Below are 18,633 nucleotides of genomic sequence, written 5' to 3'. Positions count from 1 at the left end.
CTTTATGTGGCGGTTTCACAATGTACGATTTCGCCTAATTTCAGCACACGTAGTTGTTTGTTCGGAAAGTTGCGGCGTTTCCATTCAGCATAAAGGCGATCTAACGCTTCTTTTGGTGTATCGTCAGCTAGCGGAAATGTGCCATAATGCATCGGAATAAATGTTTTCGCTCGGCAATCGACAAATGCTTGAACGGCTTCTTCAGGGGTAACGTGTTGAGGCCCCATAAACCACTCGGGTTCATATGCACCAATCGGCAATAAAGCGTAATCGATATGAAAACGTTCCCCAATATCGCGAAATCCATGAAAATATCCGCTATCCCCTGCAAAATAAAACGTCGGTTTATCTTTTGCTTCAATCACCCATCCACCCCAATGGGACGTATTTGTATCAAATAACGTTCGCTTCGACCAATGTTGTGCAGGAACGAATGTGAATGAAACATCTCGTTCGACAACGGTGTCCCACCAATTACATTCCACAATATGCTCGAACCCTCTTTTCAGAAAGGATGAACGTAACCCGCTCGGTACAAGAATGAGTGGGTTTCCTTTCAGTTTTTTAATGCTCGCAAAATGTAGGTGATCGTAGTGACTATGAGAAATTAATATGACGTCAACGGGAGGTACATCGTCAATCGACAGAGCGGGCTCCGTTAGTCTGCGGATCGTTCCTAATCGTTTTGCCCAAACTGGATCTGTAACAATCGTCAATCCGTTTATTTGAATAATGAATGTCGCATGCCCTATCCATGTGAGTAGCGTTTGCTCCGTATTTGTATGTAGCAACGAAGGTTGAATATGTTCGCGAGGCAAAATATATGACCAGTCTTTCTTTTTTTGTCTTCTTTCCGCATACCATTTCCGCAAGTCAGCAAACGATTTCGTTGTTGGGACGCCACCTAAATTTTCATATCGCTTTCTCATTTTTTCTCCTCCAATATGGGTGTTTCATTCAAATATGCGACTCTGTTATATACAAAATCCCCTTGTTATACAACATAATTTCACTCCTTTTTTTGCTTGTATAAATCAAAAATGTGTTTATGTTTGATTTTTGTCACATCCCTTTTTTGAATTTTTTTATAAAATAAAGAACGATTGACGAATGAGGGGGATTCGATGTCTATTTTACCAAAAACAAATGAATTAGGGTTTTTTGAAATACGTCTAGAGTCTATCGGGGGATTAGGTGCGAATTTAGCGGGGAAAATGCTTGCAGAAGTAGGGGCGCTCGGGCATGGATTAAATGCTGCAAACTTTTCAACATACGGTTCTGAGAAGAAAGGATCGCCTGTGAAAAGTTATATTCGCTTTTGTGATGAGCATGTACACATTCGCGATCATAGTCCAATTGAACAACCGCATGTCATCGGGGTTTTCCATGAATCTCTTTATAAAATGGTTGATGTCATTAGTGGATTGCGACGAGATGGCATTGTGCTCGTTAATTCCGTGAGAAGTGCTGAGCATATTCGTTGCGATCTACGCTTGTCATACGGAACACTCGCGATTGTCGATGCGCTTGGAATTGCGGTAGAGGAAAAAACAAAAGTGAATACAGCTATGCTCGGGGCATTATTTCGCATTTGTCACTTTCTTGATCCCGAGAAAATGAAGCAAGTGATTCGTAAAACGTTTGAAAAAAAATATCCACACCTCGTTGAGGCAAATATTCGTACATTTGAACGTGGATATGAAGAAGTTCATTTTTATAAGAGTGAAGACGCTTTATCAGAAACAGGAAAGCCGTTCTCTCGTCCGTATCCTTTGTTTGGTTATGAGACACAAACGATCGGTGGAGTCATTATAACAAACGGCAATAGCGTATGGAAAGACTTAAGCGGCTCTCGACAAGGGTTTTTGCCGAAATGGGAGGAAAAAGATTGCATTCATTGTGCCGCCTGCGACACCGTTTGTCCAGATTTTTGTTTCGTGTGGGAAGAAGGAGAAGATCGTAAAGGGAGAAAACAAATGTTTTTAAAAGGAATTGACTATCAATATTGTAAAGGCTGTTTAAAATGTGTAGAAGCATGTCCAACGAGTGCGTTAACGCCATATCGTGAACAAATTGGCTTTGCCGAGACTCATACGGTAAAGCGAATGAGAGTGTGAAAGGAGGAAAACACATATGGAACAAGTAGTTGCATTTGAGTCTGGGAATGAGATGGCGACCCTTGCTGCTGCACAAATCAATTATCATCTCATGGGATATTTTCCAATTACACCTTCAACAGAAATTGCTCAACTATTAGATCAAATGAAAGCGCGCGGGGAACATGATATTATACTTATTCCTGCCGATGGAGAACATGGATCCGCAGGGATTTGTTATGGTGCGACAGTCATGGGCGCTCGCGTATTTAATGCAACAAGTGCAAATGGCCTCATGTATATGTTAGAACAGTTGCCTGTTCAATCGGGGACACGTTTTCCGATGGTCATGAATTTAGTGACTCGTTCGATTAGTGGGCCATTAGATATTCGCGGGGACCATTCGGACTTATATTTTGCTTTAAATACAGGTTGGGTTATTTTAACAGCACGCACTCCGCAAGCAGTATATGATATGAATATTATGGCTTTAAAAATTGCCGAGCATGAGGATGTACGTTTGCCAGTTATTGTGGCATACGACGGATTTTTCACATCGCACCAAAAACGAAAAGTTCAATATTTTAAAGATCGTCAAGTTGTTCAAACGTTTATCGGGGAGCGACCAACTCATTTTCCGAACGCATCCGATCCAACAAAACCAGTGACAATTGGTGCACATATGAATGGAGATGATTTAATTAATAATCATTATCAACAATCAGAAGCGTTATATCGGGCAGCTCATGTGTTTCAACAAGTGGCGAAAGAATATGCGCAATTGTCAGGACGAGAATATCCTTTTGTTGATTTGTATAAAATGGAAGATGCAGAAGTGGCGTTATTTTTAATTAATTCAGCAGCAGAAACAGCAAAAGATGTTGTCGATCAATTGCGAGCAAAAGGGATAAAGGCAGGTGTCATGAGCCCGAATATGATTCGTCCGTTTCCGAGTGAAGCCATCCGACAAGCATGTAAACATGTAAAAGTGCTTCTTGTCGGTGAACGTGCCGACTCATACGGGGCGCACGGAGGAAATATGACACATGAAATTAAATCCGCATTAAAGGAAGATCCACACAATCAAACGATTGTTTTAACGCGCATTTTTGGGCTTGGTGGAAAAGATTTTTACCCTGATGACGCGAAATCATTTTTTGATATTGCTTTACAAACTTTAGAAAAAGGTTTCGCTGAAAAGCCATTTGACTATTTTGGACATGTACCAGGGGATCCAAAACAGAAATGGGAACAAGCCATCGAGCCAATGTATGGTGATGCATTTAAAAGCGGACTTATTCAAGTGATTGAAGATGAAGAGACGAAAAGATTAAAAGTAAAAGTTCCTCCGCTTCGAGCGTTAACGTCAAAACCAAAACGGTTAGCTCCAGGTCACGGTGCATGTCCAGGATGTGGGATTTTTCCAGGTCTCGAGTTGTTTTTTAAAGGAATTGAAGGGGATGTTGTCGTTTTATTTCAAACCGGTTGTGCTTACGTGGTCACAACGGCTTATCCGTACAGTTCGCATAAGCAAACGATGATTCATAATTTATTCCAAAATGGTCCAGCCACATTATCTGGGGCGGTAGAAGCGTTTTTTGAGATGAAACGCCGTGGAGATATTCAAATTTCTGATGATATCACGTTTGTTATGGTGACAGGCGACGGTGGCATGGATATTGGCATGGGATCAGCAATTGGCACAGCACTTCGTAACCATAAACTGATTATGCTAGAGTACGATAATGAAGGATATATGAATACAGGTTCGCAAATGTCGTATTCGACGCCGATTGGACATATGACAAGTACAACAGGCATTGGGAAAGTACAGAAAGGAAAAGCGTTTCATCATAAAGATACGCCGCAAATTATGGCGGCTACAAATATTCCATACGTGTTTACGGCAACAGAAGCGTTTCCGCAAGATTTAATTAAAAAAGCGGCAAAAGCCCAGTGGTATGCTCAACATGAAGGAACAGCGTACGGTAAACTACTTATTACATGTCCGTTAAACTGGAAATCAGAAGAGCGATACGGGGAAAAAATCATGAAAGTAGCGGTAGATTCATGCTTTTTCCCGCTATACGAAGTAGAACGTGGAAAAACAACGATTACGTACGATCCAGAAGAAAAAAATAAGCGTATTCCGTTGCAAGAATGGTTAAAATATATGGGCAAGGCGAAACATCTGTTAAAAGAAGAAAATCGGGAATTGCTCATTGCTTTCGAACAAGAAGTAGAACGAAGATGGAGACGTTTAAAAGCAATGCACGAACATCCGGATTTATAAAAGTGTCATGAAAATAGAACTGGGCATGACTATGCTCCGTTCTATTTTTTATTGTGTACATATTGATTATAATAGGTGTATGAAACAAAAGAGCGGAGACGTAATGGACAATATACGAATACATTATAGTAAAAATGAGTGGAGAGAAGAATGGTGGAAGATGTTATCCATCAACATGCAGAGCAGCTGAAGCGTTGGGAAGAAAAACAGAAAGAAATTTTGCAAGAACTTATTGAAAATCAACAAAAAATTCAGCAACAAAACGCTTTATATTATAACGAAAAGGAAGAAGAGCGCATCATTGACCGATATTACGAACACATCGATCATCAAACGGATGGAAAGTTGTTATTTCAAGCGTATCACGATTTAATAAAACGGACGCACATTCGACGCATTCCATATTTTTTAAGCAAAGATTACTATTTGTACACATGGGTCGATTTGCAACCAGACGGAACAGTAAAAAGCATTTATTCAGGAAAAAAGAAAGATCCACGTACAATTATTTTACAAGATTACGAGATCATTCAAAAGCGATATGAACAATTTGTTCAGCTTGTAAAAAAGGCAAAAAAAGGCGAACTCGATTTTAATCAAAAAATAAAATTGGTTGATCAACAATTGAAATTTAATGCCGAACATGTCGTGCCGCAATCATGGTTTGGAGCGAAGGAACCGATGAAAGGGGATTTGCATCATTTATTCGTTTGCGAACCACGCTGCAATTCGATTCGTTCCAATTTTCCTTATGCCGATTTTCCGTTTTATGAACCTGAGTCGCCGAATGAAATCATTCAAAACGATTGTGGCGTGGCATACGGGGAACATTTCGAACCTGAACACGGAAAAGGAGCAGTAGCGCGAGCGATGTTGTATTTTCTTGTTCGTTATCCGCGAGCAATCAAACAGTCGTTTATTGACCAAATTAATATTTCGCTACTCATTCAATGGCATAAACAGTTTCCAGTTACAATGTATGAAAAACATCGTAACGCAGCCATTTTCCGCATTCAAGGCAATCGTAATCCGTTCATCGATAAACCACATCTTGTTGAAGAGCTCTATTTTTCAATTGGACGTAAAAGTGGTTAGGCGTTCGCACACATCGTTCCCTTTTTCATATGCTGTATTACAGTTTATGAAAAGGGGAAGAGGACGATGGGTGTGGAGTTAACAGCGTTACATTGGATTTACGTCTCGTTTATTTGTATCATTATCGCATTAATGATTTGGCGTAAAGATACATCTTTAGCTTGTATGGTAGGCATTTTTTTGTTAGCGATTACAGCGACAGGATCTTTACCGCTCTCTATTAGCACCATTTTTAAAAGTTTTGTTTACGCGATCACAGAACTTCTTCCGACTATTCTTGTCATATCGATTATTGTATCCATGAGTAAGTTACTGACGATTACCGGAATGAATGAAGTGATGATTGCGCCGTTTGCGAAATTCATTCGGACACCAACGCTAGCTTATTGGACGATCGGGATATTAATGATGGTGATCTCATGGTTTTTCTGGCCATCTCCTGCGGTGGCGTTACTTGGAGCGGTGTTGTTGCCCGTTGCTGTTCGCGTCGGCTTACCGGCATTAGGTGTAGCGAAAGCCACCAAAAGAAACTTTTTCTTAACGTAAATGCACCTCCTTGATTATAACAGATGGAGTTTTGCCGCGTCCCCGATAATAATCACTCGGAACATCGACCACGATGGTTTCGAATAACTCATTGATAAAACTTTTCTTTTCATAGTCATTAGCAGTTTCCCATAACGTTGAGATATTTTTCACTATGCTAAGAACGGATTTTAAATCTAACGTAACTGCTTTTTTGCTTAGTTGTTCAAGTTGCTCTTTTATTAGCGCTTCCTTTTTTGAGTCCTCAACCGTCATTTCTTTATACTCTTCTTGTGTAATCGTGCCGTTTCCCAGCGCTAATAACCAGTTTCTTTTTCTCGTTTTGATTGCTGCTAATTCCTTTTCAAGTTCGGCAATTAACACTGTATGATCCTCGTTTTCGGTTTTGATTTCAACGTTTCGTATTAGATTCAAAAACTTGTTTGGATCGTTTGGGGATAGATTTTCTAGAAACACTTGTGTTAATGCGCGTTCTGTAAATATCGGAAGGTCACATGTTCCTTTATTTTTTTTAGCGATACAGATATAATGTTTCGACCCTCTCTCTTTCTTATAATAGCCAGACAGTGCTGAACCGCAACGAGCACATCTCAATACCCCACTGAAAGGATAAGGTGACGTTGCTTTTTTTCCTTCCTGGCTTCGTTGTTTACGGAGTTTTTGGGCCTTATCAAAAGTCTCAATATCAACAATTGGTGGGTGAGTAATGTCCTCTGAAATGATTTCACTCATTTTTGAGTTTTTCCCCCAGCGAAGTTTTCCGCAATAGACAGGATTTTCGAGCATTCGTGATACTGTGCGAATGTCCTTGTCTACACCAAATTGCTGCAAGTATAGAACAATCTGACGAATACCTTTTCCTGAAATGTACATACGAAACATTTCACGTACTAAACGTGCTTCTTCTTCGTTTATAACCAACTTCCCATCCTCAATGTTGTATCCAAAAGGAGCCTTTCCACCATTACGTTCTCCTAATGTTGCCTTTTTTGTCATGTTGATGATTACGCGTTCAGAAATCGTTTCTCGTTCCCATTGAGCAATTGCAGCAACGAGCGTAATCAAGAAGCGACCCATCGCTGTTGTTGTATCAAAAGGCTCTGTTACTGAGCGAATACCGATACTATATTTATCAAAAAGTTTGAGAAGCTTATCTAAGTCACCGACAGACCGCACAAGTCGATCCAGTTTATAAAATACAACGACATCGAATTTTCTTTCTTTCGTGTCTTCAATAAGTCGTTGCATAGCCGGACGTTTTAAATCTTTTGCGCTGTATCCGTCATCTATATAAAAATCGCAAACTTCCCATCTTTGCGACTTAACAAAATTAATGACGGAGTCTTTTTGAGATTCGATACTGTATCCTTCTCTTGCTTGTTCGTCTGTACTCACTCGAACATAAATGGCGACTTTCAATGTTATTACCCTCCTATTACACAAACAGGCGGGAATGCCCGCCTCGTGTTAAATCTCTAGCGCTAGAAATTTAATACAACTTTCTTTAACTTGCCTATAATCCTTACATCTTTCATATCATTTCTATTGAGAATAATAGGCTTGTACATTGGATTCTCGCTTTGTAGAATAATCGTGCCGTTTGTTTTATACACGCGTTTCAAAACAATTTCGTCGTCAATGAGGACGGCAGCAATCTCCCCATTTTCCACATCATCTTGCCTTCGGATGAGCAACAGGTCGCCGTCCATGATTCGAGCGTTTATCATACTGTCGCCTTTCGCCCGAAGAAAGAAATATTCCCCACCATTCAGCCAGCTCGTTGGCACTTCTTCATACCCCTCAATCTCTTGGTATGCCAGCACGCCATTTCCACAGCTCACCGCCCCGACAATCGGGAGTTTGGTGAAGGCTAAATTTACTGTTTTTAAAACAGTTTCTTTCTTAGAAGGAAAGAAATCATCAATACTTACGTTAAAAATCTCTGACAACTTAAAAAGTATATCTTGATTAGCTTTCCTTTCTCCGGTTTCATATCTACTTACAGTTTGCTTGGTTGTACCCAATAAGTCCGCTAATTCTTCTTGACTCATACCACGTTTTAAACGAAATTCTTTTATTTTCTCTCCTACATATCTTTGTAGACTCATTAAAATCCCACCTCCTTTCTAATAATCTAATAGAATATTAGCACAAAAGTAACCGTTTCGGAACAAAAATATAAAAAAAACAACAAAAAATTCTTTACAAGTAACCGAAACGGTGATAATATAACAATCAGAAGGAGGTGATAAGATGCAAGAAAAACTAATTATCCTTCGTAAGAAGCGAGGAGTAACACAAAAACAACTTGCTGAATATCTAGGAATCACCGAAAAAACATATGGATTAAAAGAACGTGGCGAGTTTCAGTTTACTTTAGAAGAAATGTTCAAACTACGAGACTTCTTTGGTAAAAGAATAGAAGATATTTTTTTACCCCGTAGTAACCAAAATGGTGACAAAACCGCATAAAGGAGGATGCGAATGAATCGAACTGTTAGCGCTCCATTGCGAAAGAAGCTTGTCGATCAGTTTGTTGAACATTTAGGCTGGACCGTCGATGAGGCAGAAAACTTCATCGAACGGTCTGATCGAAGGGAATTGGCTTTTGTGATTGCAATGATACAAATTCAAATCAAATATCAATGCCGTGTTCTTTGAGCTTTTTTACAAGTTCTTGGTGATAAATTTTCAAGGCTTCAATTGTAATGTACAAACTAAATTCTTGCATTAACTTTGCTGCTTTTACTTCTTGTGCAAGTTCAAAATCGTCGTGTTCGAGCTTTTTGTCTACATGTTCTTTGTTAGCAATGATGTCAGCCATTTTAGAAATGGTCGTTCTTAATGCAAGTTGTGAAATGCTATCAAAATCCAATTCTTCTCCCTCCTTTCTGTATTATCGTTTCGCTAAAAAAGGGAGAAAAACCTTCAATTAAATAAAGGAGGAACAAAATGAACCAACTAGTCTTTATTGAAAACAATCGAGTGGTAACTGACAGCTTAACGGTTGCGGAAGTGTTTGGGAAAGAACATAAACATGTAGTTCGTGACATTGAAGTGCAAATCAGCAAGTTGCATGAAGCTAAGGAACATGAATTCGTGAAGTCCAACTTTGGACTTGAGATTTTTAAAGCTAAAAACAACAAGGAGGCTAAAAAATACCTTCTCACCGAAGAGGCGTTCACGTTGGTAGCGATGTCGTACACAACACCAGAGGCAATGAAAATGAAGGTGCGGTTCATTGAGGAGTTTAAGCGTATGCGAGCAGAGCTGGAGAAGCAGAAACAGCCGTTCAAGCTACCAACGACGTACAAAGAAGCGCTATTGCAGTTGGTTGAGCAAGTGGAGCGAAACGAACAGCTGCAACTGCAAAACGCACAAAAAGACCAAATCATCAAAGAATTGCAGCCGAAAGCAACTTATTACGATTTAATCCTACAAAACAAATCGCTCATTTCTATTAGCAAAATCGCAAAGGACTACGGAATGAGCGCGATGAAAATGAACCAACTGTTGCATGAACTCGGTATCCAGTACAAGCAAGGCGACTGCTGGTTACTTTACTCCAAGTACCAAGACAAAGGATACACGCAAAGCAAGACGCACACGATTGATTCAGAAACAAGCAAAATGCACACGTATTGGACACAAAAAGGACGATTGTTCATCTACGAAATGCTGAAAAACAAACTTGGCATTCTTCCTCTTATCGAGAGGGACGAGCAAACAGCGTGAAAGGGGGTGAGGGGGATGAAAGACATGATTAAACTTCCGAATGAAACGCTCACAAAAGCAAAAGAACTTTTGCAATTTGTCTATGAAAAAGGATGGGACGAAGAAGACCTTTACGTTATCGCAAAAATCATCATCGCCCATTATGAAGAGTAAAAGTTCTATTTACTACCATAAAACTCCTTTAAGGCTTGTCCTTTGTTTTCTGCAATAACCGTTTTGTTGTAATTTACTGCTTCTTCAAATGCAGCGACGTATAGTTTTAGTTTTTCTTTCGCAATAGCTTCTGGAGAGTCGCCATTTGTTGCGACTGAGCTAATAACAGCTAAAGCAAATTTTTCAGGGTCTATGTTTTTTAACACGGTTTCACCTCCTTTCATCGAGTCAATTCGACAGGGAGGAGGAAAAACCTTCAATGAAATAACGGACAATCGGTAACACATACACATAGTAGCAGGGGAGGTGATCAGGTGATAAAAATTCCTGCTGAAAAATTGGCAAATGCAGTCATTAAACATTTGCTTCCTGGTCTAATTCGTCATCTTTCAGAACAAAAGAAGGAGGTGACAGAACATAAAAATAATCAAGAGTTTAAGGAGTGATAGCGATGAAAATATCTAACGTAACCGTGGACGTGTTGCCTAGTGAATTGAAGGAAATGTTGTCTGAAACACTCTTCATATGGGCGCAATTTATCGAATATGAAACAATCGATTCCAATGTATATGTTGTTAGCTTTGTAGATCTGAAGGAAGAAGAGATGGTCGAACTGGTTTTTGAGAACGGGAAAGTGACACACAAAGACTCGATTTCACTTGAATCTATTGAGAAAGCGATGAAACTGTATCCAGAGGCATTCGGGTTCGGGAAGGGGACGGAACAATGAACGTATTAGAAAAAGACCGCCAGTTGGCGGAAAAGCTGGTCAACTTCGGTGCATTATGTTTACTCCAAGCGCGTTTGGAATTAATACACGCTTGCTTTGACGAAGCAGAGAAATGGGCGGAGGAATTCCTCCGTTGCAAACGTGACTTGGACGAGCTGGTCAAACGGAAAGAACGGCATGACGAACTGGTGCGGATCGTTGAAACACTGCGTGAAAAAGGAATTGATATTGCGGTTGTCGCGAGAAAGGGGAATGAGTGATGTTCCGACCAAACTATGCTAATCCATCCATTTACGAGTATCAAAGATTGCTAGATGAAGAGGCTTGGTTGCTTCAAGTTGCAGAGTTTTGCGAAGTGCAAGGATTACATGAAGATGCACGTGGTGTTCGTCAGATGAAAAAATTCGTTTCTATTCGTCGCAAGTGTATGAAAGCAGCATTGCGACAAAAAGAAAAAACGGCCAGCGCGACAACGCTAGCCTGAAAATCATACGCACATCTATTGTACAACACACCCATACGGCAGGTCTAGTGCCTGTCGTCATGGCTGGGAGCAAACAGGGTTCTCCCCCACCCATTAAGTTTGTTCCTGGTCATGACGATGTGCACTAGCACATCTACTACATACTATGCGAAAGGAGGTGAGGGCATGACGCGAGAGGAGAAAAGAAAAATCAGATTACAAATCATTAGACTTCTTGATCGTTGTGATGAATGCAAGCATAGAACGGAATTGGGCGCATCAATAACGGTGTGCAAGGTGTGTCCAATCGGAAAAAAGATGGTTGAGATTTCTTCAAAATTCGAAAACATACCAAAACAACTTGAGTATTTAGACGGGAAACCACTCCGAACGCCTTGGGAAGAGACAGAAGAACAATTTATTATCGAAAATCACGACAAAATGTCGTACAAGGAAATAGCTGCTGAATTGGGCAGAGCACCAACTTCAGTACAATCGAAAATTAAAAAAATGAGGCGTGCAGGCCTCGTTCCTCGAGTGACGACAAAAGTATAAAAGGAGGTGCGATCATAATGTCACATACAAAACACTGGGGTATCGACGCGCTAGGGGATGAAATTTTTGAAGGAGATACCGTTTTTGAATTTACCAACGGAGATATCGTGTTAGCCGAAAATGTTCATGAATACATCATGCGTGTATTTGATGCAAAAGAACTAGTGGCGAAATAAAAAAAGCTTCGCCGGACGATCGGCAAAGCACTCCACATCACACACAATCTTATTTTATCACACGGGAGTGCGATATGACAGAAAAGACAATCGAAAACCAAATCAAACGGTACTTAGATCGACTGGGCGTTTGGTACATGAAAGTTCATGGATCAATGTACCAAAAGGCTGGAGTTCCAGACATCATAGCGTGTGTAAATGGCGTTTTTGTAGGGATCGAAGTAAAACGGCCAGGTGGAATTGTTTCGCCGTTACAACAACTCAATATCGATGACATTAACAGAAGTGGAGGTTATGCGTTTGTCGCTTACAGCGTCGAAGATGTACAAAGAAAGATTGCAGAATTACGACATGCTTTACAACTATCAAAAAGACGTCTTAAACAAGAGTAAACCTGACTGGTTATATGCATTAGATACAGGAACGGGAAAGACCATTCTCTCGATTCATCATTATTTAAAGCATTATCAAGGCGAACCGTTACTGATTGTTCAACCGCCTGCGAAATTGCGTGAAGGTGGATGGAGTAGAGAAATTCAACGTGTGGCAGATTACTACAACATTGCGATCACATATAACGAACTGTCATACGGAAAAATCGCAAAAGATTGGCATTTATACAAAGGGTACTTCGTCATTTTTGATGAGTGCCACTATATCAAGAATGTATCAAGCCAACGAGGAAAAGCTGCGTTGTCCCTAACGAAGTTATCAACCCACTTCGTGTTGTTATCGGCCACTCCATCTAGCAATGGCTGGATAGATACAATCAATTACTTTTTGATGTTTCACTTTTACAAAAACAAAACCGAGTTTTTAAAGCGCCATGCGATTTATGAAACAAAGCATTTCGGTGATCGGTCTGTCAAAGTCATTAGTGGCTGGAAAGAGCAACAACATTTAAAACGGTTGTATCAAAGTATTTCAACGAAACTATCAAAAGAACAATGCCTTGACTTACCGCCATTGGTATTTGAAGATGTGCATTTCCAACCATCGAAAGAGTATAGAGTCATTCAAAAAGACCGGGTATTAGAAACAAATGAAGGGAAAATTGCTTTCGATACCATCATGAAGCTGCAGCATGGGCTTAGGCTTTATGCTAACCAAAAGGACAAGCTAGCCTACACCGAGATGTTAGCTGAAAGCACTGAGGAGAACATCGTCATTTTCTACTACTACCAGCACGAAAAAGACCAACTTGCCCAATTGTTGCAAAAAACAAAAACCATCTATGAAGTAAGTGGTAAAGTGAACAAACTTCCCGATCAAGGAGAGTGGTCAAGTCTAAAAAATACCGTTACTTTTGTTCAATACCAAGCGGGCGCAGCTGGAATTGAACTGCAATATGCCAACATTGTAATTTTCTATACGCCAACATACAGCTATCAAGACTATGACCAAGCGTTAGGACGGTGCTATCGGAATGGCCAAACCAAAAAGGTAACGGTCTATCGATATATCACCAAGAACAGCATTGAAGAAGCTGTATATGAGGCGCTTGCTGAAAAGAAAGACTTTACGGAAGAACTATTTAAAAACTTTATAGGAGCGTGAGAGAATGTTTGGTCAAAAAGATATGAATGTCGTTCAACATCGCGATAAATGGGTCGGTGGATCCGACGTTCCAGCCATCCTGGGGATTAGCAAATACAAGACGCAATTTCAGTTAGCAAAAGAAAAAACAGGCATTGAGCCGTCGGACTTCAAAGGAAATGAGTATACAGCATATGGGAACGCATTGGAACCGCAAATTCGCGAGTATATTAATGCGATTAACGAAACAAATTTTCAACCGGCAACAAAAACAGATGTAGAGCGCGGCATTCGTTCGAATACAGACGGATATGACCCAGAAAATCAACTAATCTTAGAGATCAAAACACATGGTAAAACGCCAGACATTCGTTCATATGAAGCGCAAATGCAACTGTATATGTATCAGTTTGATGTTCAATATGGCTGGTTAGCTCTTTATGAACGTCCAGACAATTTTGATGCAGAATTCGATGCGGATCGATTACAAATCAAAGTCGTTCATCGTGACAATCAATATGTACAACATATTTTAGATGCGATTGAAACGTTCTGGATTCGTTGCGAATATCTCAAAGAAAAGCCGGATATGACCGAACAAGAGTTTATGTCCGTCGGTCAAAATGAATTGACTATCGTCGCGCAACAAGTTGAAAAACTAGAATTGCAGCTTGCTAGCTTCAAAAAGCTAGAGGAGCAATATAAAGCGATGAAAGACAAGCTGTATCAACTCATGGAAGAATACGACGTAAAAAAATGGGAAACCGACCGCATTGTGATTACACGCGTGCTCCCTGGTAAACGCGAGTCGTTTGACAGCACACGCTTTAAAAAAGAGTATCCGGAGCTCGCGCAGCAATATATCAAAATCAGCCCAACGGCTGGCAGTGTTCGAATCAAACTGAAGGAGGCAAATTAAGATGGGCTTACTACCAAAAAACCAACCAAAGAAAACGGTTGATACACCGCGCAACTTCTTTATCTGGGGGCAAACGATGCACGGGAAGTCATATTTGGCTTCCCAGTTCCCAAACCCGGTCATTTTCAACACAGATGGGAACGCGGATCAAATTGAGACGCCAAGCGTCAATCTAAAAAACGAGCGCGATCCAAAAACAGGACAAATCAGCTTTAGCGTCATCGATCAGTTGAACGAACTGATTAAAGAACTAGAAACAACAGACCACGGTTTCGAAACAGTTGTCATTGACGTGATTGACGATGTAGTTACTTTGATTGAACAAGCGATTTGTGAAGAACACGGCGTGCAATACATCGGTGACATTCCATACGGAAAAGGGTTTGGAATTTTTAAATCGATTTTTACTGCGCTGGTTGTCAAACTAAAAGCATTGCCGATGAACGTCATTTATATCTCACGTTACGCAACAGTTACTGAAAACAATATTGAAAAGCCAATACCGTCACTAAGCGTCAAACACTTGAACACGGTCAATGGTAACTGCGATATGAATATCTTGTGTCAAAAAATCGGAAAAAACTACATTCGTCGTGCTGTCGATCGTCGAAAAGCATATCAGCGCGAATGGATTCAAGACGAACGAATTTTAGCCATCCTTGACACAGTGATCGGCGCTTTTGATAAACCAACACAAACAAGCAAAGAAGAAGCAAAGAAGATTGTGGAACAGTTAGAAAAAGCAGAGGAACAAGCAATGCAAGCAGCAAGTGAAGCAGAACCAGACACGCAAACCGAGGCGAAAGCAGAAGAAACGAAACAAGCGCCTAAACCGCGTACAGCTGCACCGCGTCCGCCGAGAGTAAAATAACTACTTTAACTAATTAACAAGATAAACAGGAGGTAATGAGTAATGAACTTAAAAGAATTAGCTCAAAAAATGTTAGAAGAGGGATTCAACCCGCACCAAACGAACGTGGACGACAATGGTTACGATAACCTTCCAGATGGCATTTACGATGCCATCTTGGAAGATGTGCAATTCCGCGTGAATGAAAAGGGAACGGAATGGCTATCGCTTACGTTTACGATCATCAACGAAGGGTACGAAAACCGCAAGTATTTCGCAAACTATTGGCTGACTGAAAAACAATTGGAGCAAAACATCAAAAAGCTTTGGGGACATGCAGCGCAAGTGTTTAACGTGGAATTAACGGTCGATGACATCGCCAATATTGAAACAGCCGTTGTTGAAAAACTTCAAGAAGCGCTAGGTACGCAAGTGGAGTTAGAGCTTAAAACAAGTCGCTATAAAGATAAGCGTACAGGGGAGATGAAAGAGTTTCAAAACTTCAAACTATCATCAGGCGTACCATTTTAATGGTGATGTAAATGTTCACATTTTACGATATCGAAGTGTTTCGACACGATTGGATGGTGGTCCTCCTAACCGAGGACCGCATCATCCGCATTCATAACGATACCAATAAGCTTCGCAACAGCTTATCTACATCTAGCATATTAGTCGGGTATAACAATTATGCCTATGATGACATTATCTTATCTGGGTTGCTTACTGGGAAAGATCCATATGAATTATCACAAAAGTTAATTCGTGGCGAAAAAGTAAACGCCACACTCGGCTATCTCACATTAGATGCCATGCAAGAAATTAACGGGTTGTCATTAAAAGAAGTCCAAGCAAACATGGGACTTGATATTCAAGAAACGCCAATTGATTTTGATATCGATCGGCCACTAACAAAAGAAGAAGTGGAACAAGTTTTTCGATATTGTGAAAACGACGTAAAAACAACTAAAAAGGTGTTCGAATTACGTGAAGATTACTTTACCAGCAAGTTTGAAATCGTTGATTCCTTTAAATTGCCGGTAACAGCAGTAAAAAAAACGAGAGCCAATTTGTCTGCTGCTGTTTTAAAAGTGAAACCAAGGAAATTGCCTCGAGATCGTTTGCACCTAGAATTTGATCGCCGTCTTAACTTAAATGAATTGCCGCGCGAAGTGGTCGCTTTTTATGAAAACATCAAGAAACGATACATACAAGGAGAAGAGCACGACGCGCTGGAAAAAGAAAAGCTAGAAATCAAGATTGCTGGTATGAAGCATACGTTTGGCTTTGGGGGTGTACATGGGGCGATTGAAAATTATCGGCACACAGGTCGGATGATGCAAATTGACGTTTCGTCTTACTTTCCATCGCTGATGATCAATAATCAATTTATTAGTCGACAAGCTGAAAGCCCAGAACTTTTCACACGCATTTATGAACAACGGTTAAAACTGAAGAAACAGAACGACCGAAAACACGAAATCTATAAGATTGTGCTGAACAGTGCCTTTGGCGCAATGAAATCGGAGTACAATCCATTGTTTGACCCGAAGCAATTTAACAATGTGACAATGAATGGGCAGCTGATTTTAACACATCTTATTTTACTTCTTGAGCCGTTTGCACAATTGATCCAGTCGAATACAGATGGAATCATTATCGCTTACGAAGACGGCATGAAAGATATGATTTTAGAAGTTATTCGACGCTTTAGTGAACATTATCAATTAGCACTAAATGTTGACGATATATACAAAATTGCACAACGGGATGTGAATAATTACGTCGTGCAATATGCTGATGGAGCCATCAAAGCGAAAGGACGAATGGCCAAATTCCAGGGCGGAGATTGGGAACGAAACAGCCTTCATATCATCGACAAAGCGCTAGTGGATTTTTATATACACGGCATCCCCATTCAAAAAACAGTCATCGAGGCGTGGAAAAACAATCAGCTTGATTTATTTCAAGTGGTGGCGAAAGCAGGCAAGTTTGACGGAATGGCTCATGAAGTGGATGGGAAAATGATCAAGCTTCAGAAAGTCAGTCGTATTTTTGCGACCAACCAATTTCATTACGGCGGTGTGTATAAAGTCCGTGACCATAAATACTACAAAGTACCTAACACAAGCGAGCACAGCTTCGTTTGGAATGATGAGTTAAGCAAAATGAACAAAAAGCTCATTGATATCAACTACTACATTAAGCTTGTGCAAAGCAATGTATTTTAGGGAGGTTGTCATATGAACGTTCAAATTACGTTGTCAAACGGTGAAAAAAGTGCGCGTTTAAAGATCGAAAATTTTCCAGTTGAATCATTTGAACGCTTATTGAACAAAACGCTCGGTTTTTTAGAACTTCTCGATCATGGAAGCAAAAAGAAAGAAGTATCCACTAAACCAAAAATCGAGATTAAAAATTTCCAAACAGCCGAAATCAAGATGGAACCAATGGAAGACGTGCTTTCGTTACTTCCAGAGCAATTGCGCGACTGGTATCGAGAGCAAGAACAAAAAGCAGCGCAAGAAGGAAAGCCTACATTTCATCTTACAGGCATTAAAGTAAAAGACGGCATTCCTCACTATAAAGTATTTTATGAATGCCCGAATTGCGGTTTTAAAGGGATACGATACGAAAAAGAAGGCGTAAAAGAAGTAGAGTGTTATCAATGCGCAGCGCCTGTCGATGTGTTCCCGACGAAAGGCGAATTTCCGAAACGGGATAAGTTTAATAACTATTTTACGAGTGCAAGGGAGGAGTAAGAAATGACGAAACCAAACTTCTTGGAGCATTTTGAAGAAACAGTTTCAAACGCAAAGGAACGTCTTGAAAATCTAATCGAGAGTGCAAAGAGATATGGGCTTGATAATTTCATGGCAGGTTTAGCAACTGCGGTTGAAATACTTGAAGAGGAAGAGGTTGAGAAACTCGAAAAGATGTTCCAAATGCAACAAGCGTTAGATGAACGCATCATTGAAGAACGAAATATTGATAAAACACTCGATGAATGGGTAGTTGCTATTACAATTGCGATGGAAAGCGAAATCGATGAAATTCGTCGCGAAGTGAACTGGAAATGGTGGAAACAAGAAAAGGAAATTGATTTAGAACGATTGCAAGAAGAAGTCATCGACCTGTGGCATTTTCTATTATCCTTGTCACGCATGGTCGGGTTAACACCAGAAACGATTTTTGAGAGATATATGCAGAAAAACGCAATCAATCATAAGCGTCAAGATGGTGGTTATTAATGAAGCGCAAACAAGAAAGGGAGAAAATTACTTCTCCCTTTCACCCAGACATCATGGCAGCGTGGAATAAAGGATTTGAAGCAGGAGCAAAACGGCAAAACGAGTTAGACACAAAAATCATGCTCGAGTGGCTGGAATCATTAGAAGAAATTGCAGGAATCGGTCCGAAAACCGCACAAAAGATTCGAGAGCATTGTCTCGCGTTTATTCAATCAAAGCACCAAGGCAGGTGACA

General features: G+C 40.3%; 27 protein-coding genes and 1 pseudogene. 23 read left to right on the top strand and 5 right to left on the bottom strand.

Annotated elements, in window-relative coordinates; genetic code table 11:
* Window positions 1-2: 2 nt before the first annotated feature.
* Window positions 3-929 carry an MBL fold metallo-hydrolase gene (locus tag ETB99_RS04195; RefSeq protein WP_171699991.1) on the bottom strand — a complete coding sequence of 309 codons (927 nt, stop codon included), beginning with the start codon at window positions 927-929 and terminating at the stop codon, window positions 3-5.
* Between the two features lie 195 nt (window positions 930-1,124).
* On the opposite strand from ETB99_RS04195, the gene ETB99_RS04190 reads away from it, so the two are divergent.
* The 4 genes and pseudogenes from ETB99_RS04190 to ETB99_RS04175 form a co-directional block, all read left to right on the top strand.
* The gene (locus tag ETB99_RS04190) at window positions 1,125-2,117 is read left to right on the top strand and encodes a 2-oxoacid:acceptor oxidoreductase family protein (protein ID WP_171699990.1); all 993 of its coding nucleotides are present in this window, start codon (window positions 1,125-1,127) and stop codon (window positions 2,115-2,117) included.
* Between the two features lie 16 nt (window positions 2,118-2,133).
* On the top strand, window positions 2,134-4,389 hold the full coding sequence (locus tag ETB99_RS04185) for a thiamine pyrophosphate-dependent enzyme (protein WP_171699989.1): 2,256 nt from the start codon (window positions 2,134-2,136) through the stop codon (window positions 4,387-4,389).
* 150 nt (window positions 4,390-4,539) lie between these two features.
* A complete protein-coding gene (locus ETB99_RS04180) occupies window positions 4,540-5,484 on the top strand; it encodes an endonuclease I family protein (RefSeq protein ID WP_171699988.1) in 945 nt (314 codons plus the stop codon).
* A 66-nt stretch (window positions 5,485-5,550) separates the two neighbouring features.
* A pseudogene (locus ETB99_RS04175) lies at window positions 5,551-6,003 on the top strand (hypothetical protein); the annotation flags it as partial.
* 18 nt (window positions 6,004-6,021) lie between these two features.
* Here ETB99_RS04175 and ETB99_RS04170 read toward each other — a convergent pair.
* Both ETB99_RS04170 and lexA read right to left on the bottom strand, forming a co-directional pair.
* The gene (locus ETB99_RS04170) at window positions 6,022-7,449 is read right to left on the bottom strand and encodes a recombinase family protein (protein WP_171699987.1); all 1,428 of its coding nucleotides are present in this window, start codon (window positions 7,447-7,449) and stop codon (window positions 6,022-6,024) included.
* A gap of 62 nt (window positions 7,450-7,511) precedes the next feature.
* Window positions 7,512-8,138 carry a transcriptional repressor LexA gene (lexA, locus tag ETB99_RS04165; RefSeq protein WP_171699986.1) on the bottom strand — a complete coding sequence of 209 codons (627 nt, stop codon included), beginning with the start codon at window positions 8,136-8,138 and terminating at the stop codon, window positions 7,512-7,514.
* Between the two features lie 145 nt (window positions 8,139-8,283).
* Between lexA and ETB99_RS04160 the strand changes: the two genes are divergently transcribed.
* On the top strand, window positions 8,284-8,502 hold the full coding sequence (locus ETB99_RS04160; protein WP_171699985.1) for a helix-turn-helix transcriptional regulator: 219 nt from the start codon (window positions 8,284-8,286) through the stop codon (window positions 8,500-8,502).
* Between the two features lie 12 nt (window positions 8,503-8,514).
* Window positions 8,515-8,691, top strand: a complete 177-nt coding sequence (locus ETB99_RS04155) for a hypothetical protein (RefSeq protein ID WP_171699984.1) — start codon at window positions 8,515-8,517, stop codon at window positions 8,689-8,691.
* Here the strand turns inward: ETB99_RS04155 and ETB99_RS04150 are convergent.
* Window positions 8,666-8,905 carry a hypothetical protein gene (locus ETB99_RS04150; protein ID WP_171699983.1) on the bottom strand — a complete coding sequence of 80 codons (240 nt, stop codon included), beginning with the start codon at window positions 8,903-8,905 and terminating at the stop codon, window positions 8,666-8,668. The two genes, ETB99_RS04155 and ETB99_RS04150, sit on opposite strands and share 26 nt — an antisense overlap.
* Window positions 8,906-8,982: 77 nt before the next feature.
* On the opposite strand from ETB99_RS04150, the gene ETB99_RS04145 reads away from it, so the two are divergent.
* Both ETB99_RS04145 and ETB99_RS04140 read left to right on the top strand, forming a co-directional pair.
* Entirely contained in the window at window positions 8,983-9,765 is a 783-nt protein-coding gene (locus ETB99_RS04145) for a phage antirepressor KilAC domain-containing protein (protein ID WP_171699982.1), read from the top strand.
* Between the two features lie 15 nt (window positions 9,766-9,780).
* Entirely contained in the window at window positions 9,781-9,918 is a 138-nt protein-coding gene (locus ETB99_RS04140; protein ID WP_171699981.1) for a hypothetical protein, read from the top strand.
* A 5-nt stretch (window positions 9,919-9,923) separates the two neighbouring features.
* On the opposite strand, the gene ETB99_RS04135 is transcribed toward ETB99_RS04140, so the two are convergent.
* Window positions 9,924-10,124: a hypothetical protein gene (locus ETB99_RS04135; protein WP_171699980.1), complete on the bottom strand. Its 201-nt coding sequence runs from the start codon at window positions 10,122-10,124 to the stop codon at window positions 9,924-9,926.
* 108 nt (window positions 10,125-10,232) lie between these two features.
* Between ETB99_RS04135 and ETB99_RS15165 the strand changes: the two genes are divergently transcribed.
* From ETB99_RS15165 to ETB99_RS04065, 15 genes are all read left to right on the top strand, one after another.
* Window positions 10,233-10,364, top strand: a complete 132-nt coding sequence (locus tag ETB99_RS15165) for a hypothetical protein (protein WP_256368120.1) — start codon at window positions 10,233-10,235, stop codon at window positions 10,362-10,364.
* Window positions 10,365-10,369: 5 nt separating this feature from the next.
* Complete coding sequence (locus ETB99_RS04130) at window positions 10,370-10,648, top strand: hypothetical protein (protein WP_171699979.1); 279 nt, start codon at window positions 10,370-10,372, stop codon at window positions 10,646-10,648.
* Window positions 10,645-10,908 (top strand): hypothetical protein, encoded by a 264-nt coding sequence (locus ETB99_RS04125; RefSeq protein ID WP_171699978.1) that lies wholly within the window; start codon window positions 10,645-10,647, stop codon window positions 10,906-10,908. Before ETB99_RS04130 ends, ETB99_RS04125 begins: the two co-directional genes overlap by 4 nt.
* Complete coding sequence (locus tag ETB99_RS04120; RefSeq protein ID WP_171699977.1) at window positions 10,908-11,132, top strand: hypothetical protein; 225 nt, start codon at window positions 10,908-10,910, stop codon at window positions 11,130-11,132. The genes ETB99_RS04125 and ETB99_RS04120 overlap by 1 nt, the downstream gene beginning before the upstream one ends.
* A 165-nt stretch (window positions 11,133-11,297) precedes the next feature.
* Window positions 11,298-11,666, top strand: coding sequence for a winged helix-turn-helix transcriptional regulator (locus tag ETB99_RS04115; protein WP_171699976.1), 369 nt, complete (start codon window positions 11,298-11,300; stop codon window positions 11,664-11,666).
* A 17-nt stretch (window positions 11,667-11,683) separates the two neighbouring features.
* Window positions 11,684-11,842, top strand: a complete 159-nt coding sequence (locus tag ETB99_RS04110) for a YqaI family protein (RefSeq protein ID WP_171699975.1) — start codon at window positions 11,684-11,686, stop codon at window positions 11,840-11,842.
* 74 nt (window positions 11,843-11,916) lie between these two features.
* Window positions 11,917-12,234 carry a VRR-NUC domain-containing protein gene (locus tag ETB99_RS04105; RefSeq protein WP_171699974.1) on the top strand — a complete coding sequence of 106 codons (318 nt, stop codon included), beginning with the start codon at window positions 11,917-11,919 and terminating at the stop codon, window positions 12,232-12,234.
* Window positions 12,194-13,399, top strand: coding sequence for a helicase-related protein (locus ETB99_RS04100; protein ID WP_171699973.1), 1,206 nt, complete (start codon window positions 12,194-12,196; stop codon window positions 13,397-13,399). The genes ETB99_RS04105 and ETB99_RS04100 overlap by 41 nt, the downstream gene beginning before the upstream one ends.
* Window positions 13,400-13,403: 4 nt before the next feature.
* Window positions 13,404-14,297 (top strand): YqaJ viral recombinase family protein, encoded by an 894-nt coding sequence (locus ETB99_RS04095; RefSeq protein ID WP_171699972.1) that lies wholly within the window; start codon window positions 13,404-13,406, stop codon window positions 14,295-14,297.
* Window position 14,298: 1 nt separating this feature from the next.
* Window positions 14,299-15,168, top strand: coding sequence for an AAA family ATPase (locus tag ETB99_RS04090; RefSeq protein WP_171699971.1), 870 nt, complete (start codon window positions 14,299-14,301; stop codon window positions 15,166-15,168).
* A gap of 42 nt (window positions 15,169-15,210) precedes the next feature.
* The gene (locus ETB99_RS04085) at window positions 15,211-15,678 is read left to right on the top strand and encodes a DUF669 domain-containing protein (RefSeq protein WP_171699970.1); all 468 of its coding nucleotides are present in this window, start codon (window positions 15,211-15,213) and stop codon (window positions 15,676-15,678) included.
* Between the two features lie 11 nt (window positions 15,679-15,689).
* Complete coding sequence (locus tag ETB99_RS04080) at window positions 15,690-17,378, top strand: DNA polymerase B (RefSeq protein WP_171699969.1); 1,689 nt, start codon at window positions 15,690-15,692, stop codon at window positions 17,376-17,378.
* A gap of 12 nt (window positions 17,379-17,390) precedes the next feature.
* Window positions 17,391-17,909: a hypothetical protein gene (locus tag ETB99_RS04075; RefSeq protein ID WP_171699968.1), complete on the top strand. Its 519-nt coding sequence runs from the start codon at window positions 17,391-17,393 to the stop codon at window positions 17,907-17,909.
* Window positions 17,910-17,912: 3 nt separating this feature from the next.
* Window positions 17,913-18,398, top strand: coding sequence for a dUTPase (locus ETB99_RS04070; protein ID WP_171699967.1), 486 nt, complete (start codon window positions 17,913-17,915; stop codon window positions 18,396-18,398).
* Window positions 18,398-18,631, top strand: coding sequence for a hypothetical protein (locus ETB99_RS04065; protein WP_171699966.1), 234 nt, complete (start codon window positions 18,398-18,400; stop codon window positions 18,629-18,631). The genes ETB99_RS04070 and ETB99_RS04065 overlap by 1 nt, the downstream gene beginning before the upstream one ends.
* Window positions 18,632-18,633: the final 2 nt, after the last annotated feature.

The sequence above is a fragment of the Anoxybacillus sp. CHMUD genome (genome assembly GCF_013096965.1).
Lineage (GTDB): Bacteria > Bacillota > Bacilli > Bacillales > Anoxybacillaceae > Anoxybacillus > Anoxybacillus kestanbolensis_A.
Note: the sequence above shows the minus strand (reverse complement) of the source record. Positions and strands in the feature narration are given on the sequence as shown.

What these genes read in the sequence shown, in the direction of transcription:
- ETB99_RS04195 (WP_171699991.1), bottom strand. Translation starts at nt 929, where the DNA reads ATGAGAAAGCGATATGAAAATTTAGGTGGCGTCCCAACAACGAAATCG.
- ETB99_RS04190 (WP_171699990.1), top strand. Translation starts at nt 1,125, where the DNA reads ATGTCTATTTTACCAAAAACAAATGAATTAGGGTTTTTTGAAATACGT.
- ETB99_RS04185 (WP_171699989.1), top strand. Translation starts at nt 2,134, where the DNA reads ATGGAACAAGTAGTTGCATTTGAGTCTGGGAATGAGATGGCGACCCTT.
- ETB99_RS04180 (WP_171699988.1), top strand. Translation starts at nt 4,540, where the DNA reads ATGGTGGAAGATGTTATCCATCAACATGCAGAGCAGCTGAAGCGTTGG.
- lexA (WP_171699986.1), bottom strand. Translation starts at nt 8,138, where the DNA reads ATGAGTCTACAAAGATATGTAGGAGAGAAAATAAAAGAATTTCGTTTA.
- ETB99_RS04160 (WP_171699985.1), top strand. Translation starts at nt 8,284, where the DNA reads ATGCAAGAAAAACTAATTATCCTTCGTAAGAAGCGAGGAGTAACACAA.
- ETB99_RS04155 (WP_171699984.1), top strand. Translation starts at nt 8,515, where the DNA reads ATGAATCGAACTGTTAGCGCTCCATTGCGAAAGAAGCTTGTCGATCAG.
- ETB99_RS04145 (WP_171699982.1), top strand. Translation starts at nt 8,983, where the DNA reads ATGAACCAACTAGTCTTTATTGAAAACAATCGAGTGGTAACTGACAGC.
- ETB99_RS04140 (WP_171699981.1), top strand. Translation starts at nt 9,781, where the DNA reads ATGAAAGACATGATTAAACTTCCGAATGAAACGCTCACAAAAGCAAAA.
- ETB99_RS04130 (WP_171699979.1), top strand. Translation starts at nt 10,370, where the DNA reads ATGAAAATATCTAACGTAACCGTGGACGTGTTGCCTAGTGAATTGAAG.
- ETB99_RS04125 (WP_171699978.1), top strand. Translation starts at nt 10,645, where the DNA reads ATGAACGTATTAGAAAAAGACCGCCAGTTGGCGGAAAAGCTGGTCAAC.
- ETB99_RS04120 (WP_171699977.1), top strand. Translation starts at nt 10,908, where the DNA reads ATGTTCCGACCAAACTATGCTAATCCATCCATTTACGAGTATCAAAGA.
- ETB99_RS04115 (WP_171699976.1), top strand. Translation starts at nt 11,298, where the DNA reads ATGACGCGAGAGGAGAAAAGAAAAATCAGATTACAAATCATTAGACTT.
- ETB99_RS04110 (WP_171699975.1), top strand. Translation starts at nt 11,684, where the DNA reads ATGTCACATACAAAACACTGGGGTATCGACGCGCTAGGGGATGAAATT.
- ETB99_RS04105 (WP_171699974.1), top strand. Translation starts at nt 11,917, where the DNA reads ATGACAGAAAAGACAATCGAAAACCAAATCAAACGGTACTTAGATCGA.
- ETB99_RS04100 (WP_171699973.1), top strand. Translation starts at nt 12,194, where the DNA reads ATGCTTTACAACTATCAAAAAGACGTCTTAAACAAGAGTAAACCTGAC.
- ETB99_RS04095 (WP_171699972.1), top strand. Translation starts at nt 13,404, where the DNA reads ATGTTTGGTCAAAAAGATATGAATGTCGTTCAACATCGCGATAAATGG.
- ETB99_RS04090 (WP_171699971.1), top strand. Translation starts at nt 14,299, where the DNA reads ATGGGCTTACTACCAAAAAACCAACCAAAGAAAACGGTTGATACACCG.
- ETB99_RS04085 (WP_171699970.1), top strand. Translation starts at nt 15,211, where the DNA reads ATGAACTTAAAAGAATTAGCTCAAAAAATGTTAGAAGAGGGATTCAAC.
- ETB99_RS04080 (WP_171699969.1), top strand. Translation starts at nt 15,690, where the DNA reads ATGTTCACATTTTACGATATCGAAGTGTTTCGACACGATTGGATGGTG.
- ETB99_RS04075 (WP_171699968.1), top strand. Translation starts at nt 17,391, where the DNA reads ATGAACGTTCAAATTACGTTGTCAAACGGTGAAAAAAGTGCGCGTTTA.
- ETB99_RS04070 (WP_171699967.1), top strand. Translation starts at nt 17,913, where the DNA reads ATGACGAAACCAAACTTCTTGGAGCATTTTGAAGAAACAGTTTCAAAC.
- ETB99_RS04065 (WP_171699966.1), top strand. Translation starts at nt 18,398, where the DNA reads ATGAAGCGCAAACAAGAAAGGGAGAAAATTACTTCTCCCTTTCACCCA.